The sequence below is a fragment of the Pseudomonas sp. CFBP 13710 genome (assembly GCF_014842235.1).
GTDB classification, from domain to species: Bacteria; Pseudomonadota; Gammaproteobacteria; order Pseudomonadales; family Pseudomonadaceae; genus Aquipseudomonas; species Aquipseudomonas baltica.
In genome coordinates this window covers 357,479-380,092 of record NZ_JACYVJ010000003.1, presented here as the reverse complement: position 1 = coordinate 380,092, position 22,614 = coordinate 357,479, and the positions used below count along the sequence as shown (strand labels likewise).

Genomic DNA, 22,614 nt, shown 5'->3' with positions numbered 1-22,614 from the left:
GGGGATCAGGTTCACGCGAACAAGGTGATTGCACCGGTCATCAGTGCCAGGGCGGTCACTACCAGGGAGGTCAGCACCGCCCATTTGACGGTCGCCTTCTGAAAGTCGCCGATGTCGCGGTCGACCATGCCGACCAGCAATAACGTGGACGCCACCAGCGGGCTCATCAGGTGCACCGGTTGGCCAAGGATGGAAGCTCGGGCGATTTCCACGGGGGAGATGCCATAGGCGGCCGCAGCGTTGGCCAGGATCGGCACTACGCCGAAATAGTAGGCGTCGTTGGACAGCACGAAGGTCAACGGCATGCTGGTGACCGCAACCACCAGCGGAAACAGGTGACCCCAGGACGGCGGAATCATGTCGACCAGCGACTGTGCCAGGGCGTCGACCATCTTGGTGCCGCTGAAGATGCCCGCGAATACGCCCGCCGCAAACACCAGCAGCACCACCGTCATGGCGTTGCCGGAATGGGCGAGGATGCGTTCTTTCTGGATGTCGAGTTGCGGGTAGTTGATCATCAGTGCCAGCACGAAGCCGATCAGAAACAGTACCGCCGAGTGAGCCAGGCCCATCACCAGCGCCACCATCACGCCGATCACCAGCAGCAGGTTGATCCAGACCAGCTTGGGCCGCTTGTACGGTTGATCGCCAAGGATCGCCTCGATATAGCATTCGCCGCCGCCGCTTTGCAGCTGCACGCTGCCGATGCGCTTGCGCTCGGCCCTGCCCAGCAGGTACGCCGTGAACACCACCCAGGCGGCGCCCCCGGCCATGGTCGGCAGCAACGGAATGAAATACTCGCTCGCGTCGATGCCCAGCACGGCGATGGCTCGGGTGGCAGGGCCACCCCAGGGCGACATGCCGCTCATGATGCCAAGCGCCAGCATCGCCACGGTGGCCAGGACCATCGGGCTCATGCCGATGCGCTTGTACAGGGGCAACATGGCCGCGCAGGTGATCATGTAGGTGGTGGTGCCATCGCCATCCAGCGCAACGGTCAGCGACAACAGCGCGGTGCCGATGGCGATCTTCACCGGGTCGCCATTGACCTTCTTGAGGATCTTGCGGATCAAGGGGTCGAACAGGCCGGAGTCGATCATCAGACCGAAGAACAGGATGGCGAACAGCAGCAGTGCAGCGGACGGGGCGACCACTTTCAGGCCATCGAGGATCATCTTGCCGGTGGATCCGCCGAACCCGCCAATGACGGCGAACACGATCGGCACCACGGTCAGTGCAACGATGGGCGACAAGCGTTTGGACATGATCAGGTAGGTGAACACGATCACCATGGCTAAGCCTAACAGCGCCAGCATATGAGTTATCTCTTGTAGTTATTTGAGGAGTTGCGCTGATGCAGAAGCAGGTCGATCAGGGTGAAGCGGGTATTGCCTCAACCGGCCAGCCGGTGAGCATTGGGAACATGGACACTGCCTGAGAACAGCCTGCGCGCGGTTCTGACCACCGACGCCCGGACGATGCTGGCATTGTGCCCGACGTAGGACAGGCCGACTTCGATGGCGCCACTGGGGTGTTCGAGCTTCACGGTGGTCAAACGCTTCTCATGGCGCTGGCCGAGCATGCGTTCCAGCACCGTGCCGTCGGTGACACAGGCGGTCGCCAAGCCGATCGAACCGGTAATGGCCAGTGCCGTGTGGCAATTGTGCGGCATGAAGTAGCGCACCTGCAGCGTACCGCCGGCCTGGGCCGGGGCAACCAGAACAGGCTTGGGAATGACTTTGTCGGTGACGTCACCCAGCCCCATCAGTTGCCCGGCGCGCAGGCGAAGGGTTTCCAGTTTGTGCAGGAAGTCCTTGTCGGCGTCGAGTTCAGCCGGGCTTTCGCTGCCGGTCTTGCCCAACTGAGCCGCTTCGACCAGCATCATCGGCATGGCCATGTCGATACAGGTGACGGGCACGTCGCCCAGCCAGTCCACCGTGGCACCGGTGGGAAACAGCTTGCCGGTCTTGCTGCCGGCGGCATCGAGAAAGGTCAGCCCCACCGGGGCGGCCGTACCGGGTACACCGTCGATCGCGGTATCGCCTTCGTAGGTGACCTTGCCGTCGGGCGTGCACACATCGGCGCAGACGAACGTACCGGTATTGAGGTTGCGAATGCGTACCTGGGTCACGCCCGACTGCGCCTGGACCAGGCCTTGGTCGATGGCGAACGGGCCGACTGCGCAGAGCATATTGCCGCAGTTGGGCGCGGTGTCCACGCGTCGTTGCGAAACCATCACCTGGACGAACAGGTAGTCCACGTCTGCGTCCGGGTGATCGGAGCGCGACACGATGGCCACCTTGCTGGTCTGCGGGCTGCCGCCGCCAATGCCATCGATCTCGAGCTCATGCCCCGAGCCCATCGCGTCCAGCAGCATCTCGTCGCGCTCGTCGGATCTGGCCGGTAAATCGGACGCCAGAAACACTGGCCCTTTGGAGGTCCCGCCACGCATCAGTACGCAAGGAATCAGTTGCATAAGTCACGACTCTGGTAATCAATGGACGTCATTGATGTATTGGAGTGAAGATTTACACAGCTTGAATTGCTAGATCCAATGCAAAGATCGTAGCGATTATTCCATCAAACGAAATAAACAAGCGGCTGGAGCGTTCCGGCAGGGGAGAGCGAAATTCATGCAATATGAGCTGGTCGACATTCGATCATTCGTGAAAATCGCCGAAGTGGGCAGCTTTCACGAGGCGGCGGATCAGCTGCACATTTCTCAGCCGGCACTGACCCGGCGTATCAAGAAGCTTGAAGAAGGTCTGGGCACATCACTGCTCGACCGGACCACTCGCCGAGTCAGCCTGACCAGCGTCGGGCGCGACTTCCTGCCCAAGGCACGGCGCCTGCTCGACGATTTCGAAGACTCCATTCTCAACATCAAGGAGTTGGCCGAGCGGCAGGTAGGGCAGGTGACGTTGGCGTGCATTCCCACGGCGGCGTTCTATTTCCTGCCTTCGGTCATTCGTATCTACAACCAGCAATACCCGCAGATTCGCATCAGGCTTCTGGACCTCAGTGCCAACGAGGGGCTGGAGGCCGTTCTGCGTGGCGAGGCGGATTTCGGTATCAACATGATGAGCGGCCAGCATCCGGACATCGAGTTCCATGCCCTGGTCAAGGAGCCGTTCGTGCTGGCTTGCCGGCGCGATCATGAGCTGGCGAGCCGCAAGTCGGTGAAGTGGACCGAACTGGCGGGCCATCAACTGATCGGGGTCGGCAGGCTGAGCGGCAATCGCATGCTGCTCGACAACGCCCTGGCAGGCTTGCCCTGGCGCTTGAAATGGTTCTACGAGGTGCAGCATCTGTCCACGTCGCTGGGCTTGGTGGAGGCCGGCTTGGGTATTTCAGTGATGCCCAGCCTGGCCATGCCGGCCGGGGAGCATCCCACCCTGGTGAGCGTACCGCTGATCGAACCGGTCGTGGACCGAACCCTGGGCCTGGTCACGCGACGGGGCAGCTCGCTGTCGCCCGCCGCCGAGAAGTTCGTCGCGATCTTGCTGGAGCAGTGGCCGCAATAAACACCTCGGCATGGGCAGCCCCGACAGAGCTAGAACTGGTACTTCACCAACAAACTCGCGGTGTCTTGGTCGGTGGTGAAAGAGCCGTCATCCTTGATGCCATATTTGTCGGACCAGTAATCGTATTCCACGCCGACATACAGATGCTTTGCCTCATAACCCAGGCTTTTGCCAAGGTCATATTTGATCTGGGGGTTGAAATGCAGGTTGGCGTGGTAGTCGGACTGGTTGTTGCCATGGCCGCTCTTGTTGTTCACCACCCAGTCGATGAAGCCATCGATCAACAGGTTCGAGTTGCCCAGCGGCAGGGTGTAGGACCAGGCCGGAGTGATCTGCCAGGCGCCTGACGGGACGCGGTTGCCATCGGGTTTGCGGTAGTAGAAGTTCAACTGGAAATAGTCGAAGCCGGGAATGGCCAGATCGAAGCCCGGACCTATCAGGTAAGCGTCTACGTCGTCATCGCCGAACTCGTAGGTGGTGGCCAGCAGTATGTCTTTCACCGGCCCGAACGACAGGTCCTGGCCCAGCAGCTTGCCGGCGCTGAAGCGCGGGCTGAACTCGCCATACAAACTGTAATTGCCGTTGCCGGACCGGGCGCCGTTGTACCAACTGTTGTCGACGAAGGCGAACAGATCGCCCCACGTCCATGCGCTGGCATGTTCCAGTGTAATGGTTTGCTGGATGGCCGGATCGACGTTGTAATTCTTGCCATACAAATACGACACACTTTCGCCATGCCATAACAGTGGTCCTTGTGCATGAACGCTGCCTGCTCCCAGCAGACCCAACATGCACAGTGATGCTCCCCAAGCGTTTTTCATGTTTTACCCATCAATCAATGTTTTATTCAGAGCGCACCGGTATTGGTTGGACGCATGTCCAGGACCGGGCGCCGTATTGGTGGGCAGACCACGCAGTTCGATAGCTGAACCTGCACAACGCGCAGGGGTGTAGCGCAATGGCGTCTTGAAAACCGAAACCGGTTGTACGACGCTTCTTGTTCAATCGCGGTCAATCGCGAAGGGTCCCCAGGCTTGGCGCACGGGGACCATTTCCAGGCGGTTGATATTGATGTGGGCGGGCAGTGTGGCGACGTGGAAAATCTGCTCGGCGATATCGTCCGCCGTCAGTGGGGTCGTACCTTGATACACCTGGCCTGCAGCCTTTTCGTCGCCCTGGGTGCGCACCAGGGTGAATTCGGTTTCGGCGATGCCGGGGGCCACGTCGGTGACGCGTACGCCCGTGCTGAGCAAATCGCAGCGCAGGTTATAGGAAAACTGTTTGACGAACGCCTTGCTCGCGCCATACACGTGACTGCCGGGATAGGGGCATGCACCGGCGATCGAGCCAATGTTGATGATGCTGGCGCCGGCGCCGGTTTCCAACAGCGCCGGCAGGACCGCGTGGGTAACGTTGACCAGGCCGGTGACGTTGGTGTCGATCATGGTGTGCCAGTCGTCGAGGCTGGCCTGCTGCGCCGGCACGGGTGCCAGGGCCAGGCCGGCATTGTTGATCAGCGCCGTCACGCGCTGGAAAGCCTCGGGCAAGCCGGTGACCACTGCGGCGACGGCCGCGGCATCGCGCACATCCATGGCGGCGACATGCACCGGCACGCGCGCACCCAGTTCATCCTGCAGGGCATGCAAGCGCTCCAGGCGCCGCCCGGTGAGAATCAGCGACCAACCCGCCCGGGCAAAACGACGGGCCGTTGCCCGGCCGAAACCGGACGTCGCGCCGGTGATGAAAACAGTACCGCTCATGTTGAAACCTCGACAGGTGAAAATCGGTCAACGTCGCTCTTCGCGAACATAGGGCTCACCCAGCGCGCCGGGCTGGCTGACGCCCGCACGCTTGCTGGCGGCAACCCAGACCATGACCGCCAGGGTCACGGCATAGGGCGTCATCAGCATGAAATATTGCGGCAGTTGCACCCCGGCGGCGGCCAGTTGCGGAATCAATGCCTCGATGCTGCCGAACAGCAGGGCACCGGCGAAGGCGCGCCAGGGCGACCAGCGGGCGAAGATCACCAGCGCAATGGCGATCCAGCCACGGCCGCCGGTCATGTCGGCGATCCACATCTTGGTACTGAGCACGGCGATGAACCCACCGGCCAACCCCATCAGCGCACTGCCGGCCAGAATCGCGGCCAGTCGATAGCGCAGCACTGGCAGGCCCGCGGCATCGGCAGCCTGGGGGTTCTCGCCAACGGCCCGCAGCTTCAGCCCCGTGCGCGTTCGATTCAGAAACCAGACCACCGCGACAAAGATCAGCACGGTCAGGAACACCATCGGGTTCTGCCTGAACAGACCGCCGACCACGGGTAGCTCGCTCAATGGCCAGAGCTCCACGGCCTGCAAACCGCTGACCGGGCGATTGGTCCAGCCCAGCAGGGTGCCGAGCAGCCCGGTCAGGCCCTGGCAGAAAAACACCAGGGCCAGGCCGGCGATCACTTGGTTGATGCGCAGCACCAGCACCATCAGCGCGAACAGCAGCGAGACCGCACTGGCGGCAAGCATGGCGGCGAGCATCGACAGCCCCGGCAGGCCGAGCGTCAACTGCATGCCGATGCCTGCCAGGGCGCCGACCAGCATCATGCCTTCGGCACCCAGGGCCAGCACGCCTGCGCGCTCGATGATGATCAAGCCCAGCGCCGCGAGGGCGAAGGGCACGGCAAATTCCGGAACGCTGCCCAGCCAGTAAGTCACCAGATCCATCACTGTTCTCCTGCCTGGATGCGCCGCAAACGGTGGCGTATGAAGAAGTCCGACGAGGCTACGCAGATCACCAGGATGGCCTGAATCAGCTGCACCATCGAAAAGGGCACCTGGTAGAACACCTGCAGGTTGCGCCCGGCGACGAACAGCATCGCCACCAGAAGCGCGACCACGGCGGCCGCGAACGGGTTGTTGCGGGCCAGGAACGCAATGAGGATTCCGGAGAAGCCGTAGCCCTGGTAGAACGACTGGGTCAGCCGACCTTCCTGGCCCGCGCTGACGATGAAGCCTGCCACCCCGGCCAGAGCGCCGGAGAGCAACACGGTGCCGAGGATCATCCGCCGTACGGGGACGCCGACCGCGCTGGCGACCTTGGGGTTGGCATCGACGAAGCGCAGGTACAGTCCGGCGCGCGATACGCTGATGAACCACACGGCCAGGGCCATGATGACCAGGGCGATAACGATCGCCACGTTGTAGCCGGCGAACAGGTCCGGCAGGCGTTCGAACGGCTGGAAGGCCGGTGAGTAGGGGAAGTTGTCCCGCGGGTCTTTCCAACTGCCGTAGAGCAGGTGCAGCAGAAAGTTGGCGGCGATGTAGTTGAGCATCAGGGTCGAGATCACTTCGTTGACCTTCAGGCGCAACTTCAGCAGAACCGGAGCCAGGGTCCAGAGCATCGCGCAGGCGATGGCAGAAGCCATCATCAACGGCAGGCGCAATGCTTCGGGGCCGATCTGGAAGATCGAGACGGCCGCGGCGCCAATGCCACCCCAGATCATCTGGCCTTCCAGGCCCAGGTTCCAGAACCTGGCGCGGAATGCCAGGCAGCCAGCCATGCCGACCAGGATCATCGGCGCCGCCTGGAACAGCACGGCCTTGAAGTTGCCGGCATCGAGCAGCGTCTGCCCGACGAACTCTTCCAGCAGTTGATCGGCCGGCATGCCCGCTGCCACCAGAATGGCTGTGCTCAAGGCCAGGCCGACGATCACCGCGAGGCCGATCACCAGGGCTTGGCCGCTCCAGCCCATCTGCTGGCGCAGCTCCAGGGTGTAGCGTCTGCCGAGCAAGGGTTGGCGTGGCGCCTTGGCCAGCGGTTGGGAGAGTTCAGTCATGGCTTACCATCGCTTTGCCAATGGCCTGGCGGTCTGCCGGGCAGTCGAATTCGGCGACGATGCGGCCGCCATTCATCACACCGATGCGATCGGCCAAGGCCATGACCTCGTCAAGGTCTTCGCTGATCACCAGCACGGCGGCCCCGGCGTCACGCGCGGCGCGCAGGCGTGCATGCACCGCCTGGCTCGCGCGCACGTCCAGGCCACGGCTGGGGCTATGCACCAGGATCAGCCGCGGATCACGGCTGAACTCGCGTGCGATCACCAGCTTCTGGGCGTTGCCGCCCGACAGCAGCGCCGCTTTCTGCTGCAGCGAGCGCACACCCTGCACATCGAAATCGGCCACGGCCTGGGCGGCATCGTCCAGCATGCGTTGGCCGCGCAAGCGCAGGAAGGAGCCGTAGCGCCCATCGTGCAATTGGCCGATGGCGAAGTTTTCCGCTACCGAGAGCGAGCCGGCCAGCGCGGCGCCGTATCGATCGGCAGGGATGGCAGCGATACGCAGGGCCCGGCGCTGTGCCGCGCTGGCGTTGCGCAGGTCGCCGAAGGGCTGCAGATGGATATCCCCTTCGGTGGGCTGTTCAAGGCCCATCAGGGCATTGGCCAATTCGCCCTGGCCGTTGCCACCGACGCCGGCAATGCCGTAGATCTGCCCGGCGCAGAGCGTCATGTCGACACCCCGCAGCGCGCCGGTGCCGGCCACGCTGGTGAGGTTCCTGACCCGCAGCAACGGCTCGCCAGGCGTTGCCGGCAACACCGCGCCGCGGGGCGCCGACTCGCCCACCGTCAGGCGCACCAGTTCTTCGATGCTGACGCCTTGCGGGTCCAGGGTCTTTATCGTGCGGCCGCCGCGCATGACCGTGACCCGGTCGGCGTAGCGTTTCACATCGGCCATTTTGTGCGTGACCAGCACCACGGCGGCGCCCTGGCGGGCAAAGGACTGCACGGTGCTCAACAAGCGCTCTGCTTCCTGGTCGGTGAGCACGGCGGTCGGCTCATCGAGAATCAGGATGCGCGCCCCGGCCAGCAGCACCTTGAGGATTTCCACGCGTTGCTGCTCGGCCACCGACAGGGTGTCTACCACTTGGCGCGGATCGAGGACGAAGCCCAGTTCCTCGGCCTTGCTGGCGATGGTCTGCTCAAGCGCTGCAAGCCGCTTGCGATAGCTGCCTTCGCCCGGTTGCTCGGGCAGGGCCAGCAGGATGTTCTGCGCCACGGTGAAGGGGCGCACCAGTTTGAAGTGCTGGTGAACCATGCCGATGCGGTGCCTGCTGGCATCCTTCGGGCTGTTCAGCCGCACGCTGTTATCGTCGATCAGCACGCTGCCGGTTTCCGGTGCGTACAGGCCTGCGGCAATGTTCATCAGGGACGACTTGCCTGCGCCGTTCTCGCCGAGCAGGGCATGCACCTCGCCCCAGCGTGCGCTGAAGTCGGCTTCGCTGAGCGCCTTGAAACCGTCGAACGATTTGCTGATACCGGTGAGTTGAAGCGCATTGGCCTGGCTCATTTCTGGGTCATCACGCCTTTGACGAACCAGTCCATTTTCCACAGGTCCGGATCGCTCATGACCTGGTCCGCAGCAAGCCGCTGTTGGCCATCGCGGTCGGACATCGGGCCTTTGTAGAGGGTTTTTGTGCCTGCCAGCAGTTCAGCTCGGGCCGCTTCGATCTTCGCCCGATTCTCGGGGCTGATCGCGGCGTCCTTGGTCAGGCTGATATCGGTGCCGCCCTGCTGCATCGACAGCAACGCGCCGTTGGCCTCGGGTACCCAGTTGCCCGCCATGATTTTCTTGATTTCAGGCGTCAGGAAGCGATCCCACACCCACATCGACGAGCACACCGTGGCTTTGGGCGCGAACTCGCTCAGGTCCCGATGATGACCGGTGCCATGAATACCGCGCTCTTGCGCCACGATCTGCGGAGTAGGGCTGTCGACATGCTGGCCGATCACGTCGATGCCGTTGTCGATCAGCGCCATGGTCGCGGCGCGCTCCTTCACCGGGTCGTTCCACGCACCGGTGTAGATGACGGTGACCGTGGCGGCGGGATTGATTTGCTGAGCGCCCAGTTCGTACGCGTTGATCGTCCAGTTGACCTGGCCGAAGGGGTTGGCGGCAACGAAGCCCAGCTTGCCTGACTTCGACGCCGCCCCAGCCGCCATGCCGCACAGGTACTGGCTTTCGTAGGTGCGGCCGTAGAAGGATTCGAGATTGGCGGCGTTGGTGGTGCCCGAACCATTGAGGAAGGCTACCTCGGGGTATTTCTTCGCCAGCGCCAGGAAGGTGTCGGAGTAGCCGAATGCGGTGCCGATGATGATGTTGGCACCGCGCGCGATCAGCCGGTCGACCACGGGGGTGACGGCCGCAGCGTTTTCAGGGACGCTTTCGACGTACTGGATTTTCTGATCCAGGCTTTTTTCCAGTTTGAGGCGAGCTTCGTCGAAAGCCTGGGTCCAGCCACCGTCGTTGCGTGGGCTGATGTAGACCATCGCGATCTTGGCCGGGCCCTTGAGGGTCAGGCCCTCGGCGTATGCCGCACTCCCTGTCCCGTAGGCCGAAGCGGCGAGCAGCATTCCTGGCAGCAGTGTCTTGAGCATGAGGCGCCTTCCTGAAATATGAGCGTGGGGCAGCAGGGCGCTGCCAGGGCCAGAAATCTGCCCTTGGCCGCCCGAAGCTCGAAAGCAGCATCCGTGCCATATCAGAAAAACGCTTGTTTAACAGTTGCTTGAGTTATTCATCCAGCTTAATTCAGAGCAGTTGGTCCGAAGTAGAGCACTTGGTTTGTGCGCTCGGCACGATTACGGGGCGCTCAGCTGGCTCGGGGTCGCACGCCATCGAGTATCAACCCGCGCAACCCCACCAGGACCTCTTCGAAGAACACCGGATCGTGCAAGGTCTTGCCGGTCACTGCCTCCACCTGGGTGCGGAAGTCGGCGTAGTGCTGGGTGGTTGCCCACAGCGAAAAGATGAAGTGGTGCGGGTTGACCGGCGCCAGTTGGCCCGTCGCGATCCAGTGCTCGATCACCGCAACCTTGGTGTCGACGGTTTCGCGCAGGGGCTGCTGCAGTTCACTGAGCATCAGCGGGGCACCCTGCATGATCTCCATGCAGAACAAGCGCGATTCCGCTGCGTGATCCCGGGACAGTTCGAGCTTGGCTTTTATATAGGCACCGATGGCCTCTACCGGGTTCTTGTCGGCAGTGAAGTACTGCAGGGGGCTCAGCCAGACCTCCAGCAACTGCCTGAGCACGCTCAGGTAAAGGTCGTCCTTGCTGGAAAAGTAGTACAGCAGATTGGTCTTGGACACGTCGGCCCGGGTGGCTACCTGATCAAGACTGCTGCCGTGCAGGCCATAGCGCGAGAACACATCCAGTGCGGCGCCCAGTATCGCGGTGCGCTTGCTTTCCATCAGTTGCAGCCGGCGCTTGAGTGCCGCGGCGCTGGGCTCTCGGGTCGCCTTGACCGCAGGCTTGGGCTTGACGTTGCGCGCGCGCTTGGCACGGGGCTCGTTGGCGGGTGGCTGTTCTTTCACGCGACTGGAACCTGCAGCTGGATGTAGGCGGCCATGATAACGGGCGAATGTCTGCCGACGATACAGGCAGGGCAGCGGCGTGCATCGTTTTGCACCGGCAGCCGGAAAAGCGCACAAACCAAGTGCTCTACTTCGGACCAATTGGTCCACCAATACGCCTGTTTAATTCATAAGTTTATGAAAAGCATAGCTTAATCAAACCTGGCCCGATCCCTGCTAAGTACCCTTTCATGCGCAACCTGTCCGGTGCGTAACGCTCATTACTCAGAGAGGGACCCACATGGATATCGGTGTTTTCACTCCTATTGGCAACAACGGCTGGCTGATTTCCGAAAACGCGCCGCAGTACCTGCCCACCTTCGAATTGAACAAGCAGATCGTGCAGAAGGCCGAGCACTATGGCTTCGACTTTGCGCTGTCGATGATCAAACTGCGCGGCTTCGGCGGCAAGACCGAGTTCTGGGAACACAACATGGAGTCGTTCACGCTGATGGCTGGCCTGGCCGCCGTGACCAGCAAGATCCAGTTGTTCGCCACCGTAGCCACCTTGACCATTCCGCCGGCCATCACCGCACGCATGGCGGCAACCATCGACTCGATTTCCAATGGCCGCTTCGGCGTCAATCTGGTCACCGGCTGGCAGAAACCGGAGTACGAACAGATGGGCCTGTGGCCCGGCGACGAGTTCTTCGGTACCCGCTACCAGTACCTGGGCGAATACGCGCAGGTCCTGCGCGACCTGTGGAGTACCGGGCGCAGCGACTTCAAGGGTGAGCACTTCACCATGCAGGACTGCCGAGTCAGCCCGCGTCCGCAGGCCGACATGAAGCTGATCTGCGCCGGCCAGAGCGAAGCGGGCATGGCCTTCTCGGCGCAATACGCCGACTACAACTTCTGCTTCGGCAAAGGCGTCAACACCCCGACCGCGTTCGCCCCCACTGCCCAGGCGCTGGTCGAGGCCAACAAGAAGACCGGGCGCCATGTGACCTCCTGCGTGTTGTTCATGATCATCGCTGCCGACAGCGACGAGGCAGCACGTGCGCGCTGGGAGCACATCAAGGCCGGCGCCGACCAGGAGGCCATTGCCTGGCTGGGCGAGAAGGGCTCGGCAGACAAAAGTGCCAGCTCCAACCTGCGGCAGATGGCCGACCCCACCTCGGCGGTCAACATCAACATGGGCACCCTGGTCGGCTCGTGGGCCAATGTGGCGCGCATGCTCGACGAAGTCGCCAGCGTGCCGGGCACCCAGGGTGTGATGCTGACGTTCGACGATTTCGTGCAAGGCATCGAAGACTTCGGGCAAAAGATACAGCCGCTGATGAGCAGCCGTCGCCACGTGCTGCGCACCCTGGAGGCCGTGTGATGAATACGCCCGTGAACGTTTCCGGCGTGTCCCTGCCGCTGGACCCGCACCCCGCCCGTGAACTGCCCGCCCGCCCCGAAGCGCTGCGCATGAAAGCCAGCGAAACCGCGCTGGTGGTGGTCGACATGCAGAACGCCTACGCCACGCTGGGTGGCTACCTGGACCTGGCCGGCTTCGATGTGTCGAGCACGGGGCCGGTGATCGCCGCCATTCAGCGATCCATTTCGGCAGCCCGCGCCGCTGGCATCCCGGTGATTTTCTTCCAGAACGGCTGGGACCCTGCCTACGTCGAGGCCGGCGGCCCCGGCTCGCCCAACTGGCACAAGTCCAATGCGCTAAAAACCATGCGCAAGCGCCCCGAGCTGCAAGGCCAGCTGCTGGCCAAGGGCGGTTGGGACTATGCCCTGGTCGACGAGCTCAAGCCCCAGCCGGGCGATATCGTGGTTGCGAAGACCCGTTACAGCGGCTTCTTCAACTCCACGTTCGACAGCACGCTGCGCGCGCGCGGTATCCGCAATCTGGTGTTCACCGGTATTGCCACCAACGTATGCGTCGAGTCGACCCTGCGCGACGGCTTCCATCTGGAGTATTTCGGTGTGGTGCTGGCCGATGCCACCCACCAGGCCGGGCCGGCATTCGCGCAGCAGGCAGCGTTGTTCAACATCGAAACCTTCTTTGGCTGGGTCTCCAGCGTCGATGACTTCTGCACCACCTTCGCCCCTGTCGGGCAACCCTCCTGAGGACGCACAGATGACCAAGCAATCGATTATCCCTGCAGGCACCGGCAAGCCCCTGGCGCCGTTCGTTCCGGGTTCGCTGGCCGATGGCGTGCTGTACGTCTCGGGCACCCTGCCGTTCGACAAGGACAACAACGTGGTGCACGTCGGTGACGCGGCAGCGCAGACCCGTCACGTGCTGGAGACCATCAAGGGTGTGGTGGAAACGGCCGGCGGTACCCTGGATGACGTGACCTTCAACATGATCATGATCCGCGACTGGGCCGACTACCCCAAGGTCAACGAGGTGTACGCCGAGTACTTCGCCGGCGAGAAGCCTGCGCGTTATTGCATCCAGTGCGGTCTGGTCAAGCCCGATGCGCTGATCGAAATCGCCAGCATCGCTCACGTCGGCTGACGCTCAACCCGGAGGTTTCCATGTATCACTCCATTCAAGGTCGCCAGGACCCCAGCGCGCCTACTTTGCTGCTCAGTTCCGGTCTCGGCGGCTCGGCCGGGTTCTGGGCCGGTGACCTGGCGGTGCTCGGCGAGCATTTCCGCGTCGTGACCTACGATCACGCCGGCACCGGGCGCAGCCCTGCGCAACTGCCCGAAGGCTACTGCATCGCGCACATGGCCGAAGAGCTGCTGGCACTGCTCGATGAACTCGACATCGAACAGTGCCATTTCATGGGCCATGCCCTGGGTGGACTGGTTGGGCTGGAACTGGCAGCGATGTGCCCGGAGCGGTTGAGCAGCCTGGTGCTGATCAACGCCTGGAGCAGCCCCAATCCGCACAGCGCCCGTTGTTTTGCGGTACGCAAGAACCTGCTGCGCCACTGCGGCTCGCAGGCTTACGTACAAGCGCAGGCGTTGTTTCTGTATCCCGCCGACTGGATCGCCAGCAACGGCGCGCGTCTGGCCGAAGACGAGGCCCATGCTCTGGCCCACTTTCCCAGCCATGACAACCTGCTGCGGCGGATCAACGCGCTGGAAACCTTCGACATCGAATCGCGGCTGCAAGGCATTCACACGCCCACGCTGCTGATCGCCAACAGGGACGACATGCTGGTGCCGTGGCAGCGTTCCCGGCACCTGGCCGATCGGTTGCCCAATGCCACGCTGGTGGTACTCGAATACGGCGGGCACGCGTCAAGCGTCAGTGACCCGCAACCCTTCCATCATGCTGTGCTGGACTACTTTCAAGGACTTTCACTATGACCGTGCCTCATTCGCTGCCCGTCGAGCGTCAAGCCTTCCGTGACGCCATGGCCGGCCTGGCCGCCGCCGTGAACGTCATCACCACCGACGGCCCCCATGGGCGCGCGGGTTTCACTGCCACGGCGGTGTGCAGCGTGACCGACCAGCCGCCGACGCTGCTGGTGTGCATCAATCGCACTGCATCGGTGTACCAGTCGTTCACGGGCAACGGCACGGTGTGCGTCAACACCCTGGGCAATGGCCAGCAAGCCTTGTCCAATGCCTTTGGCGGCAAGACGCCCCAGGAGCAACGCTTCGAGGGCGGCTGCTGGAGCCAGGGGGTCACCGGTGCGCCGATACTGGAAGGTGCCAAGCTGTCTTTCGACTGCAAGATCACCAGCAGTACCAGCGTCGGTACCCACGACATTCTGGTGTGCGAAGTACTGGATATCCGCCAGCAGGACGAAGCCGATGTGCTGGTCTACTTCGCTCGGCGTTATCACGAGCTGGCCGGCACCCAGGCCAGCGCCTGAACGCAGTGGTCAGTCAGGCTTGCTCATCAACATGAACAGGCGAAACAACACCACGCTGGGCAGCAGCTGCAGGAAGCTGTTGACGCTGTCCACCAGCAGCCGCACCAGCGTGGGCTGGGTGTCGGTCCAGGCCATGGCGCTCAGGCCGTCGAGCAGCCACAGCGGGATCATGATCGCCAGCAGGGTGAACAGGATCGGCCAGAACTTGCCCTTGGTCATGTCGAAGCTTTCGCGCATGGCCTGCAAGGGGGTGATGTTGCGCAGCACCAGCAGGTATTCCGAGAACGACAGCTTGATCATCAGGTACAGGCCCGGCAGCACGAACAGCCACATGCCGAACATGATCAGCAGTGTGCTGAGGGCAGCCATCAGGGCGAAGCGTGGCCACAGGTGCAAGGCCTTGCCCAGCAGGTGCCGACCCTGCGGCTCGTAGCCGTCGGTGCGGGCGTCGAGAAACAGGATCAGTGCGGCGGTGTACAGCGGGTAGAACAGCAAGCCCACCGCCACGTCGTACATGACAGTGGCGTCGGGGCCACTGGCGCGCGCCACCAGTTCGCGCGCCAGGGCCTCGCAGACCACCAGCGGCAGGCACAGGCGCAGAATCGCCCACAGGTTGATGCGGAAGAAATAGAACGAGTCGCGCAATACGATCAGCGGGTTCATGGGGCCGGGTCACAGGTCAAAAAGCAGGTCGACACTTTAGCCGATGGTGGCGCTTTTCAACACCCGGCCCGCAGGCTGCGAACGGCGGCAACGGGGGAGGGTGAACAAAGTTTAATCGCGGCCGGTCATTGAAAGGCGGGGCGCCAGCCCCATCATTGAAGCAGAACCGACGCACTGTGCGCCGGCTGTACCCATTTTGTGGGCAATCGAGCGAGGTCGCCATGAACACTGATGAACAAAGCTTGATCGACGGTCTGTTCACCCGCCTCCAGCAGGCCGAAAAAGACGGCAGTGCGCGCGATGCGCAGGCTGACGAACGCATCAAGGGGCATGTGGCCGCCCAGCCGGCCGCGCCTTATTACATGGCGCAGGCGATCCTGGTCCAGGAAGCGGCGATCAAGCGCCTGAGCGAGCAGAACCAGCAGCTGCAGACCGAATTGCAACAGGCGCGCAGCCAATCGGCAGCACCGGCACAGCAGGGCGGTGGTGGTTTCCTGTCGAGCATTTTCGGCGGCGGCAATCGCGAAGCACAACAGCCTGCGCGAGCGGTTCAGCCGCAGGGCAATGGCTGGCGTGAGCCGGCTCGCCAGGCGCCGGCGTACCAGCCACCGCCACAGCAGAACTACGCCGCCCCAGGTGCTCAGGCGCCGGCCGCAGGTGGCGGTTTCATGCGCGGTGCCCTGCAGACGGCCGCGGGTGTGGCCGGTGGTGTGATGCTGGCGCAGGGCATCAGCAGTCTGTTTCATCACGACAATCCGCAGGAGGTCGTCGAGGTGATCAAGGAAGAGCCCGCCCAGGCCAGCGACGGCGGTGGCTGGAACGAAAGCGGTGATGCCCAACAGGTCAGCAATGACAGCTGGAATGAACAGGGTGGTTTGGCGGATGCCGGTTATGACAGCGGCGATGACGGCGGCTTCATGTCCGAGGATGATGATTTCGTGTAAAGGCCGAGGGCCTCTTCGCGGGCAGAGGGCTCGCCGCCCGCCCCGCTCCCACAGGATCGCGCACAACCCTGTAGGAGCGGGTCTCTGCCCGCGAAGAGGCCGGCACAGTCACCCCCATCTCCACCCCATCCTTGCCCCAACACTGGCATACTGGCTATCCAGAAGCTCAGGCGCCCAGCGCGACGAGGAAGTGCGGTGAAGAAGATCGCGGTGTTCGCCGATGTACAGAACCTTTACTACACCGTGCGCCAGGCCTACGGCTGCCATTTCAACTATGCCGCGCTGTGGGCCGACATCGGCCAGCGTGGGCAGATCGTCGAAGCCTATGCCTACGCCATCGACCGTGGCGACAGCAAGCAGCAGCAATTCCAGCAGATCCTGCGCAACCTCGGCTTCACGGTCAAACTCAAGCCCTATATCCAGCGCAGCGATGGCTCGGCCAAGGGCGACTGGGACGTGGGCATCACCATTGATATCATGGACGCCGCCGATCACGTCGACGAAATCGTGCTTGCCTCGGGCGACGGCGACTTCGACCTGCTGCTCGACCGCATTATCGGCAAGCACGGGGTCGAGGCCGTGGCCTATGGGGTTCCGGGCCTGACCGCCAACTCACTGATCCGCGCCGCCACCCGCTACGTGCCCATCGAAGGCGCGTTGCTGCTGAAGAACTGAGGTTTCACCGCTTTGGAACGCATTGCTGTCATCGACTTCGAAACCACTGGCATCTCGCCGAACATGGGCTGTCGCGCCACGGAAATCGCCGTGGTCATGCTCGAGCGCGGCGAAATCGTCGGGCGCTACCAGAGCCTGATGAACGCCGGCCTGCCCGTGCCTGGCTTCGTTGCCAGCCTGACCGGCATCACCACCGCCATGGTGCGCAAGGCACCACCGGCCGCCGAGGTCATGGCCGAAGTGGCCGAGTTCGTCGGCAGCACGCCGTTGCTTGCGCACAATGCTTCCTTCGACCAGAAGTTCTGGGACCACGAGCTGAGCCTGCTGCGCCGGGCACGGGTGCAGAGTTTCGCCTGCTCGATGTTGATGGCCCGGCGCCTGTTCCCTGGTGCGCCGAATCACAAGCTGGGCACCTTGACCCAGTGGGCGAAACTGCCACACACCGGCCAGGCTCACCGGGCCATGGCCGACGCCGAGATGGCCGCCAACCTGACCCAGCACCTGGCGCTGGAACTGCGCGAACGCCACGGGCTGGCCGAGGTGTCCCATGGGTTGTTCTGCACGCTGCAGAAAGTGCCGATGGCGAAGATGCGCGAGGTGTTGCAGAAGCATCGGATGGGCTAGGGCTGGAGGGCCTCTTCGCGGGTAGAAGGGAGTGCCGCCCGCGCCGTTCCCATCAGGAAAGAATAAAAACACACCATGGATGACCTTTGAAATGCCTGCCAAGTCCCGCTTCCCCCTGCTGCTTATCGGCGCTTTTCTGGCCCTTTACTTCGTCTGGGGCTCGACGTACCTGTTCATCCGTATCGGCGTCGAGTCCTGGCCACCGTTGCTGATGGCCGGGGTGCGCTTTCTCATCGCCGGAACCCTGCTGTACAGCTTCCTGCGCCTGCGCGGGGCGCCCAACCCCAGCTGGCCGCAATGGCGCGCAGCCGGGTGCGTGGGCATCCTGCTGCTCAGTTGCGGCAATGGCGGGGTCACGGTCGCCGAGCACGCCGGGGTGTCCTCCGGCGTGGCGGCGCTGGCCGTGGCCACCGTGCCGCTGTTCACCCTGTTCTTCGGCCTGTTTCGCGGCCAGCGCAATACTCGTCTGGAGTGGGCCGGCATCGTCCTCGGGCTGATCGGCATTGGTCTGCTCAACCTGGGCTCCAACCTGCAGGCCAGCCCGCTGGGCGCCGCCTTGCTGATTTTCGCAGCGGCCGCCTGGGCCTTTGGCTCGGTATGGAGCCGCAGCCTGCCATTGCCCCAGGGCGCCATGGCAGCAGCGGCGGAAATGCTCATCGGCGGCGCGGTGCTGCTGCTCGGCAGCCTGATTTCCGGCGAGCGCCTGCAGCAATGGCCGACCGCCGCCGGCTGGGGCGCGCTGGCCTACCTGGTGTTCTTCGGTTCGATCGTGGCCTTCAGTGCCTATATGTACCTGCTCAAGCACGTGCGCCCGGCAGCCGCCACCAGTTATGCATACGTCAACCCTGCAGTGGCCGTGCTGCTGGGCATTCTCTTCGCCGGCGAGCACATCGGCGTCGAGGAGTGCGTGGCGATGGCGGTGATCATCGGTGCGGTGGTGTTGATCGGGGTGCCGCAATGGCGCAAGGCGAAAGCGCTGCCGACAGGGTAAACTGCCGGCCATTGCGAAACATCTTCTGACGGTAGACCCATGACATTCGCCACCCTTGGCCTGATCGAACCCCTGCAGCGCGCCCTTAAAACGCTTGGCTACCAGACGCCGACCCCGGTGCAGACCCAAGCCATTCCGGCAGTGCTGGCCGGCCGCGACCTGATGGCTGCGGCCCAGACCGGCACCGGCAAGACCGCCGGTTTCGCCCTGCCATTGCTGCAGCTGCTGGCCATGGAAGGGCCCAAGGTGGCGAGCAATTCGGTGCGCGCGCTGGTGCTGTGCCCCACGCGCGAGCTGGCCGAGCAGGTCCACGCCAATATCGTCGAGTACGGCGAGCACCTGCCGTTGAGCACTTATGCCGTGTACGGCGGGGTCAGCATCAATCCGCAGATGATGAAGCTGCGCAAGGGCGTCGACCTGCTGGTGGCGACGCCTGGGCGTCTGCTCGATCTGTATCGGCAGAACGCGGTGAAGTTTTCCCGGCTGCAGACCCTGGTGCTGGATGAAGCGGATCGCATGCTCGACCTGGGCTTTTCCGAGGAGCTGCGCGACATCTATGCGGCCTTGCCGAAGAAGCGTCAGACCTTGCTGTTCTCGGCGACCTTTTCCGATGCCATTCGCTTGCTCGCCGGGCAGATGCTCAACGACCCGCTGAGCATCGAAGTCAGCCCGCGCAACGTGGCGGCCAGCTCGGTGCAGCAGTGGATCGTGCCAGTGGACAAGAAGCGCAAGGCCGAGCTGTTCTGCCATCTGTTGAAGAAGCAGCGCTGGAAACAGGTGCTGGTGTTCGCCAAGACCCGTAACGGCGTCGACGCGTTGGTCGAGAAGCTGCAAGGTCTGGGTGTCAACGCTGATGGCATCCACGGCGACAAGCCCCAGGCCACGCGCCAGCGCGCCCTGGATCGCTTCAAGGCCTCGGAGGTGCAGATCCTGGTGGCCACCGATGTTGCCGCGCGCGGCCTGGACATCGAAGACCTGCCGTTGGTGGTCAACTTCGACCTGCCCATCGTCGCCGAAGACTACATTCACCGCATCGGTCGCACCGGTCGCGCCGGGGCCACCGGTGAGGCTATCTCGCTGGTCTGCGCCGACGAAGTGCAGTTGCTGTCGGCCATCGAAACGCTCACCCGGCAGACGCTGAAGCGCGTCGACGAGCCTGACTTCGTGCCCGACCACCGCGTGCCGGACACCGATGCCAGCGGCCAGGTGGTGAAGAAACCGAAAAAGCCGAAGAAGCCCAAGGTCAGTGGCAGCAAGAAGAACCTGGGCAAGTGGGTCGACAGCGGTGACTCACCGGTGGATGCGGTGCCGGTGGTCAAGCCGGTGCGCAAGGTCCCGGTGTTCAATACCGGGCCGCGCAAGCGCAAGCCTTGAGGTGTGTGGGGACCTCTCGGGCCTCTTCGCGGGCAAAGCCCGCTCCCACAGGGTCAGCATTCTCTTTAACTTGTGGGAGCGGGGCGGGCGGCGAGCCCTCTACCCGCGAAGAGGCCCTCGAGGCAAACATCACCCCCGCGCCAGCCACTCCAGCACGCCATCCGCCGCGCGCCGCCCGCTGGCGAAACAGGCTGTCAGCAGATAGCCGCCGGTAGGCGCTTCCCAGTCCAGCATTTCACCCGCGCAGAAGGTGCCTGGCACAGCGTTGAGCATCAGGTGCCGATCCAGCCCTTGCAAGTCCACACCGCCCGCCGTGCTGATGGCCTCGTCCAGCGGCCGCGCGCGCACCAGCGTCAGCGGCAGGGCCTTGATCGCCAAGGTCAGCGCATCGAGGTCGGCAAAGGCTTGCGCATCGGTCAACTCCCGCAGGAGGCCGGCCTTCACTCCTTCCAGGCCCAGTTGCCCCTGCAGGTGCCGGGCCATGCTTTTAGAGCCCCGCGGCTTGTGCAACGCGGCCCGAACCTTATCCACAGGACGGTCCGGCAGCAGGTCCAGATGCAGGGTCGCTTTGCCTGTGCGGTTGATCGCCTCGCGAATCCCGGCTGACAGTGCATACACCAAACTGCCTTCCACCCCCGTTTCGGTCAGCACGAATTCACCCCTGCGCGATGGCTCGCCAGCCAGCCCGAGGGCAACGTTCTTCAGCGGTGCGCCGGCGAACTTCTCCCGCAGCAGCGCGCTCCAGCCCGGCACTTCGAAGCCGCAGTTGGAGGGTTGCAGCGGCTTGATCGGTACACCGCGATCATGCAGCCACTGCACCCAGGCGCCGTCGGAACCCAGCCGCGCCCAACTGGCGCCACCCAATGCCAACACCGTGGCATCTGCACGTACGGCCAACTCGCCTTGTGGATTGGCAATGCGCAAGCTGCCATCGGCATTCCAACCCAGCCAGCGGTGGCGGGTGTGGATAACCACGCCGGACTCGCGCAGGCGCTTGAGCCAAGCCCGCAGCAACGGTGCGGCCTTCATGTCGGCGGGGAACACCCGCCCGGAGGTGCCGACGAAGGTGTCGATACCCAGGCCATGAATCCATTCGCGCAGCCGTTGCCCATCGAATGGGTCCAGCCATGCTCGAACGTCCTGCGCACGTTCCGCATACCGCGAAACGAAAGCAGGGTAGGGCTCGGAATGGGTGATGTTCATGCCGCCGACGCCTGCCAGGAGGAATTTGCGGCCCACCGAAGGCATGCCGTCGTAGACGTCGACGGCCACGCCGGCAAGGCTCAGCACTTCGGCGGCCATCAGGCCCGCCGGGCCGCCGCCGATCACGGCGACGCGAGGGGAAGAAGAGTGCATGTATGCGGATCGACAGGGAAAGAACGAGAATTCTACACGGCTCGTTCCGCTCCTGTATCCACAGCCGTCGCTGATCAAAATGTGATCACATCACTGAAAGCCCCACAGCGCAAGGCCTGCAGCCTGTTTTGCGCAGGTTATCCACATGCGGTTGCACAGCGGATGTGGGTAACTGGCGCGTGCGCTTGCAAAACCGCTCGACATCACTGATCAAAAAATGACCGCTTCGCTCGTACCCCCGCCTGCACGGCACGCCAGGCGCTTATGCGCAGATTATCCACAGGCAGTTGCACAGCGATTGTGCGTAACTTATCCACCGCTGCGCCGGTGTGCATAACTCATACGGTCAGGAAGAACACCATCAACAAGGGCCCGACCACCGTCAGCAGAAAACCGCTGACCAGGGCCACCGGGAGCAATTGTGGCGGGCACTTCTGCTTGATGATCGGCAAGGTCGAGTCCAGGGATGTGGCACCGCCTGCAGCGATGCATTGCAGCGGACGCCGCGCGCCCAGGCTGTAGAGCAGACCGATGGCGAGGATCTCGCGGAACAGATCGGTCAGCAGGGCCATGGCGCCGAAGGCTTCACCGGCATGGTGGCCCACCAGCACGCCGGACAAGGTGAACCAGCCAAAGCCACTGGACAGCGCCATGGAAATGGCCAGCGGCTGGCCGGTGGCCCAGGCTGCGAGCAGGCCGCCCAGCAACGAGCCGATCACCACCATCGCGGGAATCTTCAGCGTGCGCAGCGAGTACCACGACGGGTCGGGCCGGACTCCGTAGAGGTCCAGCCCAACCAGCACGATCAGTACATAGAGGAAGTAGCTGGTCGAAGGCCAGGCGAAACCCGAGCCGTCGGCCGCGCCCCACAGGTGATACATGCCGACGCCCAGCGCCAGGGCGAGCAGCGCGATCAGACACTCCTTGAGCGGTGGGACAATGCCCGCCAGCCCCTGACGCGCCGACGCTGGGTGGGCCACTGCAGCAGCGGTGCCCCACGACAGCATCAACCAGGGCACGGCGGTGGTGAGCAGGGCGAAGACCAGCGCGGTGAGCGCCGATTCGCGTGCCGAGTTCAAGGCGCCCAAGACATTGCCGAATTCGTAGCCGATCGAAAACAGCAGCAGCCAGATGAATGGGGTGATCAGCTTCACCAGCCGCTGGCGCAGTGCGGGGCTGATGAAGATTGCCAGCAGCCAGCCGCCGGCCAGCGCCAGCAGAATGGGCAGGAGTGAAGCGACGATCGAAAGCATTGTTGCAGGCCTTGTGCAAAATCCATGGAGTGGTGCGGGTGA

At 63.4% G+C, this 22,614-nt stretch carries 23 protein-coding genes; 11 read left to right on the top strand and 12 right to left on the bottom strand.

Annotated elements, in window-relative coordinates; translation table 11 throughout:
• Window positions 1-11: 11 nt before the first annotated feature.
• Window positions 12-1,316, bottom strand: a complete 1,305-nt coding sequence (locus IFT44_RS10235; protein ID WP_192175856.1) for a CitMHS family transporter — start codon at window positions 1,314-1,316, stop codon at window positions 12-14.
• Between the two features lie 77 nt (window positions 1,317-1,393).
• Complete coding sequence (locus tag IFT44_RS10230; protein WP_192175855.1) at window positions 1,394-2,476, bottom strand: 4-oxalomesaconate tautomerase; 1,083 nt, start codon at window positions 2,474-2,476, stop codon at window positions 1,394-1,396.
• 157 nt (window positions 2,477-2,633) lie between these two features.
• Here IFT44_RS10230 and IFT44_RS10225 point away from each other — a divergent pair, with 157 nt between their 5' ends.
• Window positions 2,634-3,524 carry a LysR family transcriptional regulator gene (locus tag IFT44_RS10225; RefSeq protein WP_043192710.1) on the top strand — a complete coding sequence of 297 codons (891 nt, stop codon included), beginning with the start codon at window positions 2,634-2,636 and terminating at the stop codon, window positions 3,522-3,524.
• 29 nt (window positions 3,525-3,553) lie between these two features.
• Here IFT44_RS10225 and IFT44_RS10220 read toward each other — a convergent pair whose 3' ends face one another.
• The 7 genes from IFT44_RS10220 to rutR form a co-directional block, all read right to left on the bottom strand.
• Window positions 3,554-4,345, bottom strand: a complete 792-nt coding sequence (locus tag IFT44_RS10220; protein WP_185795160.1) for an outer membrane protein OmpK — start codon at window positions 4,343-4,345, stop codon at window positions 3,554-3,556.
• Between the two features lie 180 nt (window positions 4,346-4,525).
• The gene (locus IFT44_RS10215; protein ID WP_122475465.1) at window positions 4,526-5,284 is read right to left on the bottom strand and encodes an SDR family NAD(P)-dependent oxidoreductase; all 759 of its coding nucleotides are present in this window, start codon (window positions 5,282-5,284) and stop codon (window positions 4,526-4,528) included.
• A 27-nt stretch (window positions 5,285-5,311) separates the two neighbouring features.
• Window positions 5,312-6,238, bottom strand: a complete 927-nt coding sequence (locus tag IFT44_RS10210; protein WP_122475463.1) for an ABC transporter permease — start codon at window positions 6,236-6,238, stop codon at window positions 5,312-5,314.
• Window positions 6,238-7,350 carry an ABC transporter permease gene (locus tag IFT44_RS10205; RefSeq protein WP_192058475.1) on the bottom strand — a complete coding sequence of 371 codons (1,113 nt, stop codon included), beginning with the start codon at window positions 7,348-7,350 and terminating at the stop codon, window positions 6,238-6,240. Before IFT44_RS10205 ends, IFT44_RS10210 begins: the two co-directional genes overlap by 1 nt.
• On the bottom strand, window positions 7,343-8,857 hold the full coding sequence (locus IFT44_RS10200; protein WP_192175854.1) for an ABC transporter ATP-binding protein: 1,515 nt from the start codon (window positions 8,855-8,857) through the stop codon (window positions 7,343-7,345). Before IFT44_RS10200 ends, IFT44_RS10205 begins: the two co-directional genes overlap by 8 nt.
• The gene (locus tag IFT44_RS10195) at window positions 8,854-9,945 is read right to left on the bottom strand and encodes a BMP family ABC transporter substrate-binding protein (RefSeq protein WP_192175853.1); all 1,092 of its coding nucleotides are present in this window, start codon (window positions 9,943-9,945) and stop codon (window positions 8,854-8,856) included. The genes IFT44_RS10200 and IFT44_RS10195 overlap by 4 nt, the downstream gene beginning before the upstream one ends.
• Before the next feature lie 212 nt (window positions 9,946-10,157).
• Window positions 10,158-10,880: an HTH-type transcriptional regulator RutR gene (rutR, locus tag IFT44_RS10190; protein WP_192058478.1), complete on the bottom strand. Its 723-nt coding sequence runs from the start codon at window positions 10,878-10,880 to the stop codon at window positions 10,158-10,160.
• A gap of 280 nt (window positions 10,881-11,160) precedes the next feature.
• Here rutR and rutA point away from each other — a divergent pair, with 280 nt between their 5' ends.
• From rutA to rutF, 5 genes are read left to right on the top strand one after another with little or no spacing between them, the layout of a single operon-like run.
• Window positions 11,161-12,243: a pyrimidine utilization protein A gene (rutA, locus tag IFT44_RS10185; RefSeq protein WP_122475453.1), complete on the top strand. Its 1,083-nt coding sequence runs from the start codon at window positions 11,161-11,163 to the stop codon at window positions 12,241-12,243.
• Window positions 12,243-12,983 (top strand): pyrimidine utilization protein B, encoded by a 741-nt coding sequence (rutB, locus tag IFT44_RS10180; protein ID WP_185795166.1) that lies wholly within the window; start codon window positions 12,243-12,245, stop codon window positions 12,981-12,983. Before rutA ends, rutB begins: the two co-directional genes overlap by 1 nt.
• Window positions 12,984-12,993: 10 nt before the next feature.
• Window positions 12,994-13,377 carry a pyrimidine utilization protein C gene (gene rutC, locus IFT44_RS10175; protein WP_122475450.1) on the top strand — a complete coding sequence of 128 codons (384 nt, stop codon included), beginning with the start codon at window positions 12,994-12,996 and terminating at the stop codon, window positions 13,375-13,377.
• Window positions 13,378-13,397: 20 nt separating this feature from the next.
• Entirely contained in the window at window positions 13,398-14,180 is a 783-nt protein-coding gene (gene rutD / locus IFT44_RS10170) for a pyrimidine utilization protein D (protein ID WP_192175852.1), read from the top strand.
• Window positions 14,177-14,692, top strand: coding sequence for an NADH-dependent FMN reductase RutF (rutF, locus tag IFT44_RS10165; protein WP_192175851.1), 516 nt, complete (start codon window positions 14,177-14,179; stop codon window positions 14,690-14,692). Before rutD ends, rutF begins: the two co-directional genes overlap by 4 nt.
• 9 nt (window positions 14,693-14,701) lie before the next feature.
• On the opposite strand, the gene IFT44_RS10160 is transcribed toward rutF, so the two are convergent.
• On the bottom strand, window positions 14,702-15,355 hold the full coding sequence (locus IFT44_RS10160; RefSeq protein WP_122475444.1) for a YciC family protein: 654 nt from the start codon (window positions 15,353-15,355) through the stop codon (window positions 14,702-14,704).
• Between the two features lie 221 nt (window positions 15,356-15,576).
• Here IFT44_RS10160 and IFT44_RS10155 point away from each other — a divergent pair, with 221 nt between their 5' ends.
• From IFT44_RS10155 to IFT44_RS10135, 5 genes are all read left to right on the top strand, one after another.
• On the top strand, window positions 15,577-16,299 hold the full coding sequence (locus IFT44_RS10155) for a DUF2076 domain-containing protein (protein WP_192175850.1): 723 nt from the start codon (window positions 15,577-15,579) through the stop codon (window positions 16,297-16,299).
• Between the two features lie 195 nt (window positions 16,300-16,494).
• The gene (locus IFT44_RS10150) at window positions 16,495-16,974 is read left to right on the top strand and encodes a LabA-like NYN domain-containing protein (protein ID WP_043192734.1); all 480 of its coding nucleotides are present in this window, start codon (window positions 16,495-16,497) and stop codon (window positions 16,972-16,974) included.
• 12 nt (window positions 16,975-16,986) lie between these two features.
• Window positions 16,987-17,598, top strand: a complete 612-nt coding sequence (locus IFT44_RS10145; protein WP_192054806.1) for a 3'-5' exonuclease — start codon at window positions 16,987-16,989, stop codon at window positions 17,596-17,598.
• Between the two features lie 91 nt (window positions 17,599-17,689).
• The gene (gene yedA / locus IFT44_RS10140) at window positions 17,690-18,589 is read left to right on the top strand and encodes a drug/metabolite exporter YedA (protein ID WP_192054804.1); all 900 of its coding nucleotides are present in this window, start codon (window positions 17,690-17,692) and stop codon (window positions 18,587-18,589) included.
• Between the two features lie 39 nt (window positions 18,590-18,628).
• Window positions 18,629-19,963 (top strand): DEAD/DEAH box helicase, encoded by a 1,335-nt coding sequence (locus IFT44_RS10135; protein ID WP_192175849.1) that lies wholly within the window; start codon window positions 18,629-18,631, stop codon window positions 19,961-19,963.
• Window positions 19,964-20,092: 129 nt separating this feature from the next.
• Here IFT44_RS10135 and IFT44_RS10130 read toward each other — a convergent pair whose 3' ends face one another.
• Window positions 20,093-21,319 carry a TIGR03862 family flavoprotein gene (locus tag IFT44_RS10130; RefSeq protein ID WP_192175848.1) on the bottom strand — a complete coding sequence of 409 codons (1,227 nt, stop codon included), beginning with the start codon at window positions 21,317-21,319 and terminating at the stop codon, window positions 20,093-20,095.
• 338 nt (window positions 21,320-21,657) lie between these two features.
• A complete protein-coding gene (locus tag IFT44_RS10125; protein WP_192058488.1) occupies window positions 21,658-22,572 on the bottom strand; it encodes a lysine exporter LysO family protein in 915 nt (304 codons plus the stop codon).
• Window positions 22,573-22,614 lie beyond the last annotated feature (42 nt).

Coding starts and splice junctions, on each gene's coding strand:
- IFT44_RS10235 (WP_192175856.1), bottom strand. CDS start 1,316: ATGCTGGCGCTGTTAGGCTTAGCCATGGTGATCGTGTTCACCTACCTG.
- rutF (WP_192175851.1), top strand. CDS start 14,177: ATGACCGTGCCTCATTCGCTGCCCGTCGAGCGTCAAGCCTTCCGTGAC.
- IFT44_RS10225 (WP_043192710.1), top strand. CDS start 2,634: ATGCAATATGAGCTGGTCGACATTCGATCATTCGTGAAAATCGCCGAA.
- IFT44_RS10125 (WP_192058488.1), bottom strand. CDS start 22,572: ATGCTTTCGATCGTCGCTTCACTCCTGCCCATTCTGCTGGCGCTGGCC.
- IFT44_RS10215 (WP_122475465.1), bottom strand. CDS start 5,284: ATGAGCGGTACTGTTTTCATCACCGGCGCGACGTCCGGTTTCGGCCGG.
- IFT44_RS10200 (WP_192175854.1), bottom strand. CDS start 8,857: ATGAGCCAGGCCAATGCGCTTCAACTCACCGGTATCAGCAAATCGTTC.
- IFT44_RS10210 (WP_122475463.1), bottom strand. CDS start 6,238: ATGGATCTGGTGACTTACTGGCTGGGCAGCGTTCCGGAATTTGCCGTG.
- IFT44_RS10220 (WP_185795160.1), bottom strand. CDS start 4,345: ATGAAAAACGCTTGGGGAGCATCACTGTGCATGTTGGGTCTGCTGGGA.
- rutB (WP_185795166.1), top strand. CDS start 12,243: ATGAATACGCCCGTGAACGTTTCCGGCGTGTCCCTGCCGCTGGACCCG.
- IFT44_RS10230 (WP_192175855.1), bottom strand. CDS start 2,476: ATGCAACTGATTCCTTGCGTACTGATGCGTGGCGGGACCTCCAAAGGG.
- rutD (WP_192175852.1), top strand. CDS start 13,398: ATGTATCACTCCATTCAAGGTCGCCAGGACCCCAGCGCGCCTACTTTG.
- yedA (WP_192054804.1), top strand. CDS start 17,690: ATGCCTGCCAAGTCCCGCTTCCCCCTGCTGCTTATCGGCGCTTTTCTG.
- rutA (WP_122475453.1), top strand. CDS start 11,161: ATGGATATCGGTGTTTTCACTCCTATTGGCAACAACGGCTGGCTGATT.
- IFT44_RS10195 (WP_192175853.1), bottom strand. CDS start 9,945: ATGCTCAAGACACTGCTGCCAGGAATGCTGCTCGCCGCTTCGGCCTAC.
- IFT44_RS10135 (WP_192175849.1), top strand. CDS start 18,629: ATGACATTCGCCACCCTTGGCCTGATCGAACCCCTGCAGCGCGCCCTT.
- rutC (WP_122475450.1), top strand. CDS start 12,994: ATGACCAAGCAATCGATTATCCCTGCAGGCACCGGCAAGCCCCTGGCG.
- IFT44_RS10155 (WP_192175850.1), top strand. CDS start 15,577: ATGAACACTGATGAACAAAGCTTGATCGACGGTCTGTTCACCCGCCTC.
- IFT44_RS10160 (WP_122475444.1), bottom strand. CDS start 15,355: ATGAACCCGCTGATCGTATTGCGCGACTCGTTCTATTTCTTCCGCATC.
- IFT44_RS10205 (WP_192058475.1), bottom strand. CDS start 7,350: ATGACTGAACTCTCCCAACCGCTGGCCAAGGCGCCACGCCAACCCTTG.
- IFT44_RS10130 (WP_192175848.1), bottom strand. CDS start 21,319: ATGCACTCTTCTTCCCCTCGCGTCGCCGTGATCGGCGGCGGCCCGGCG.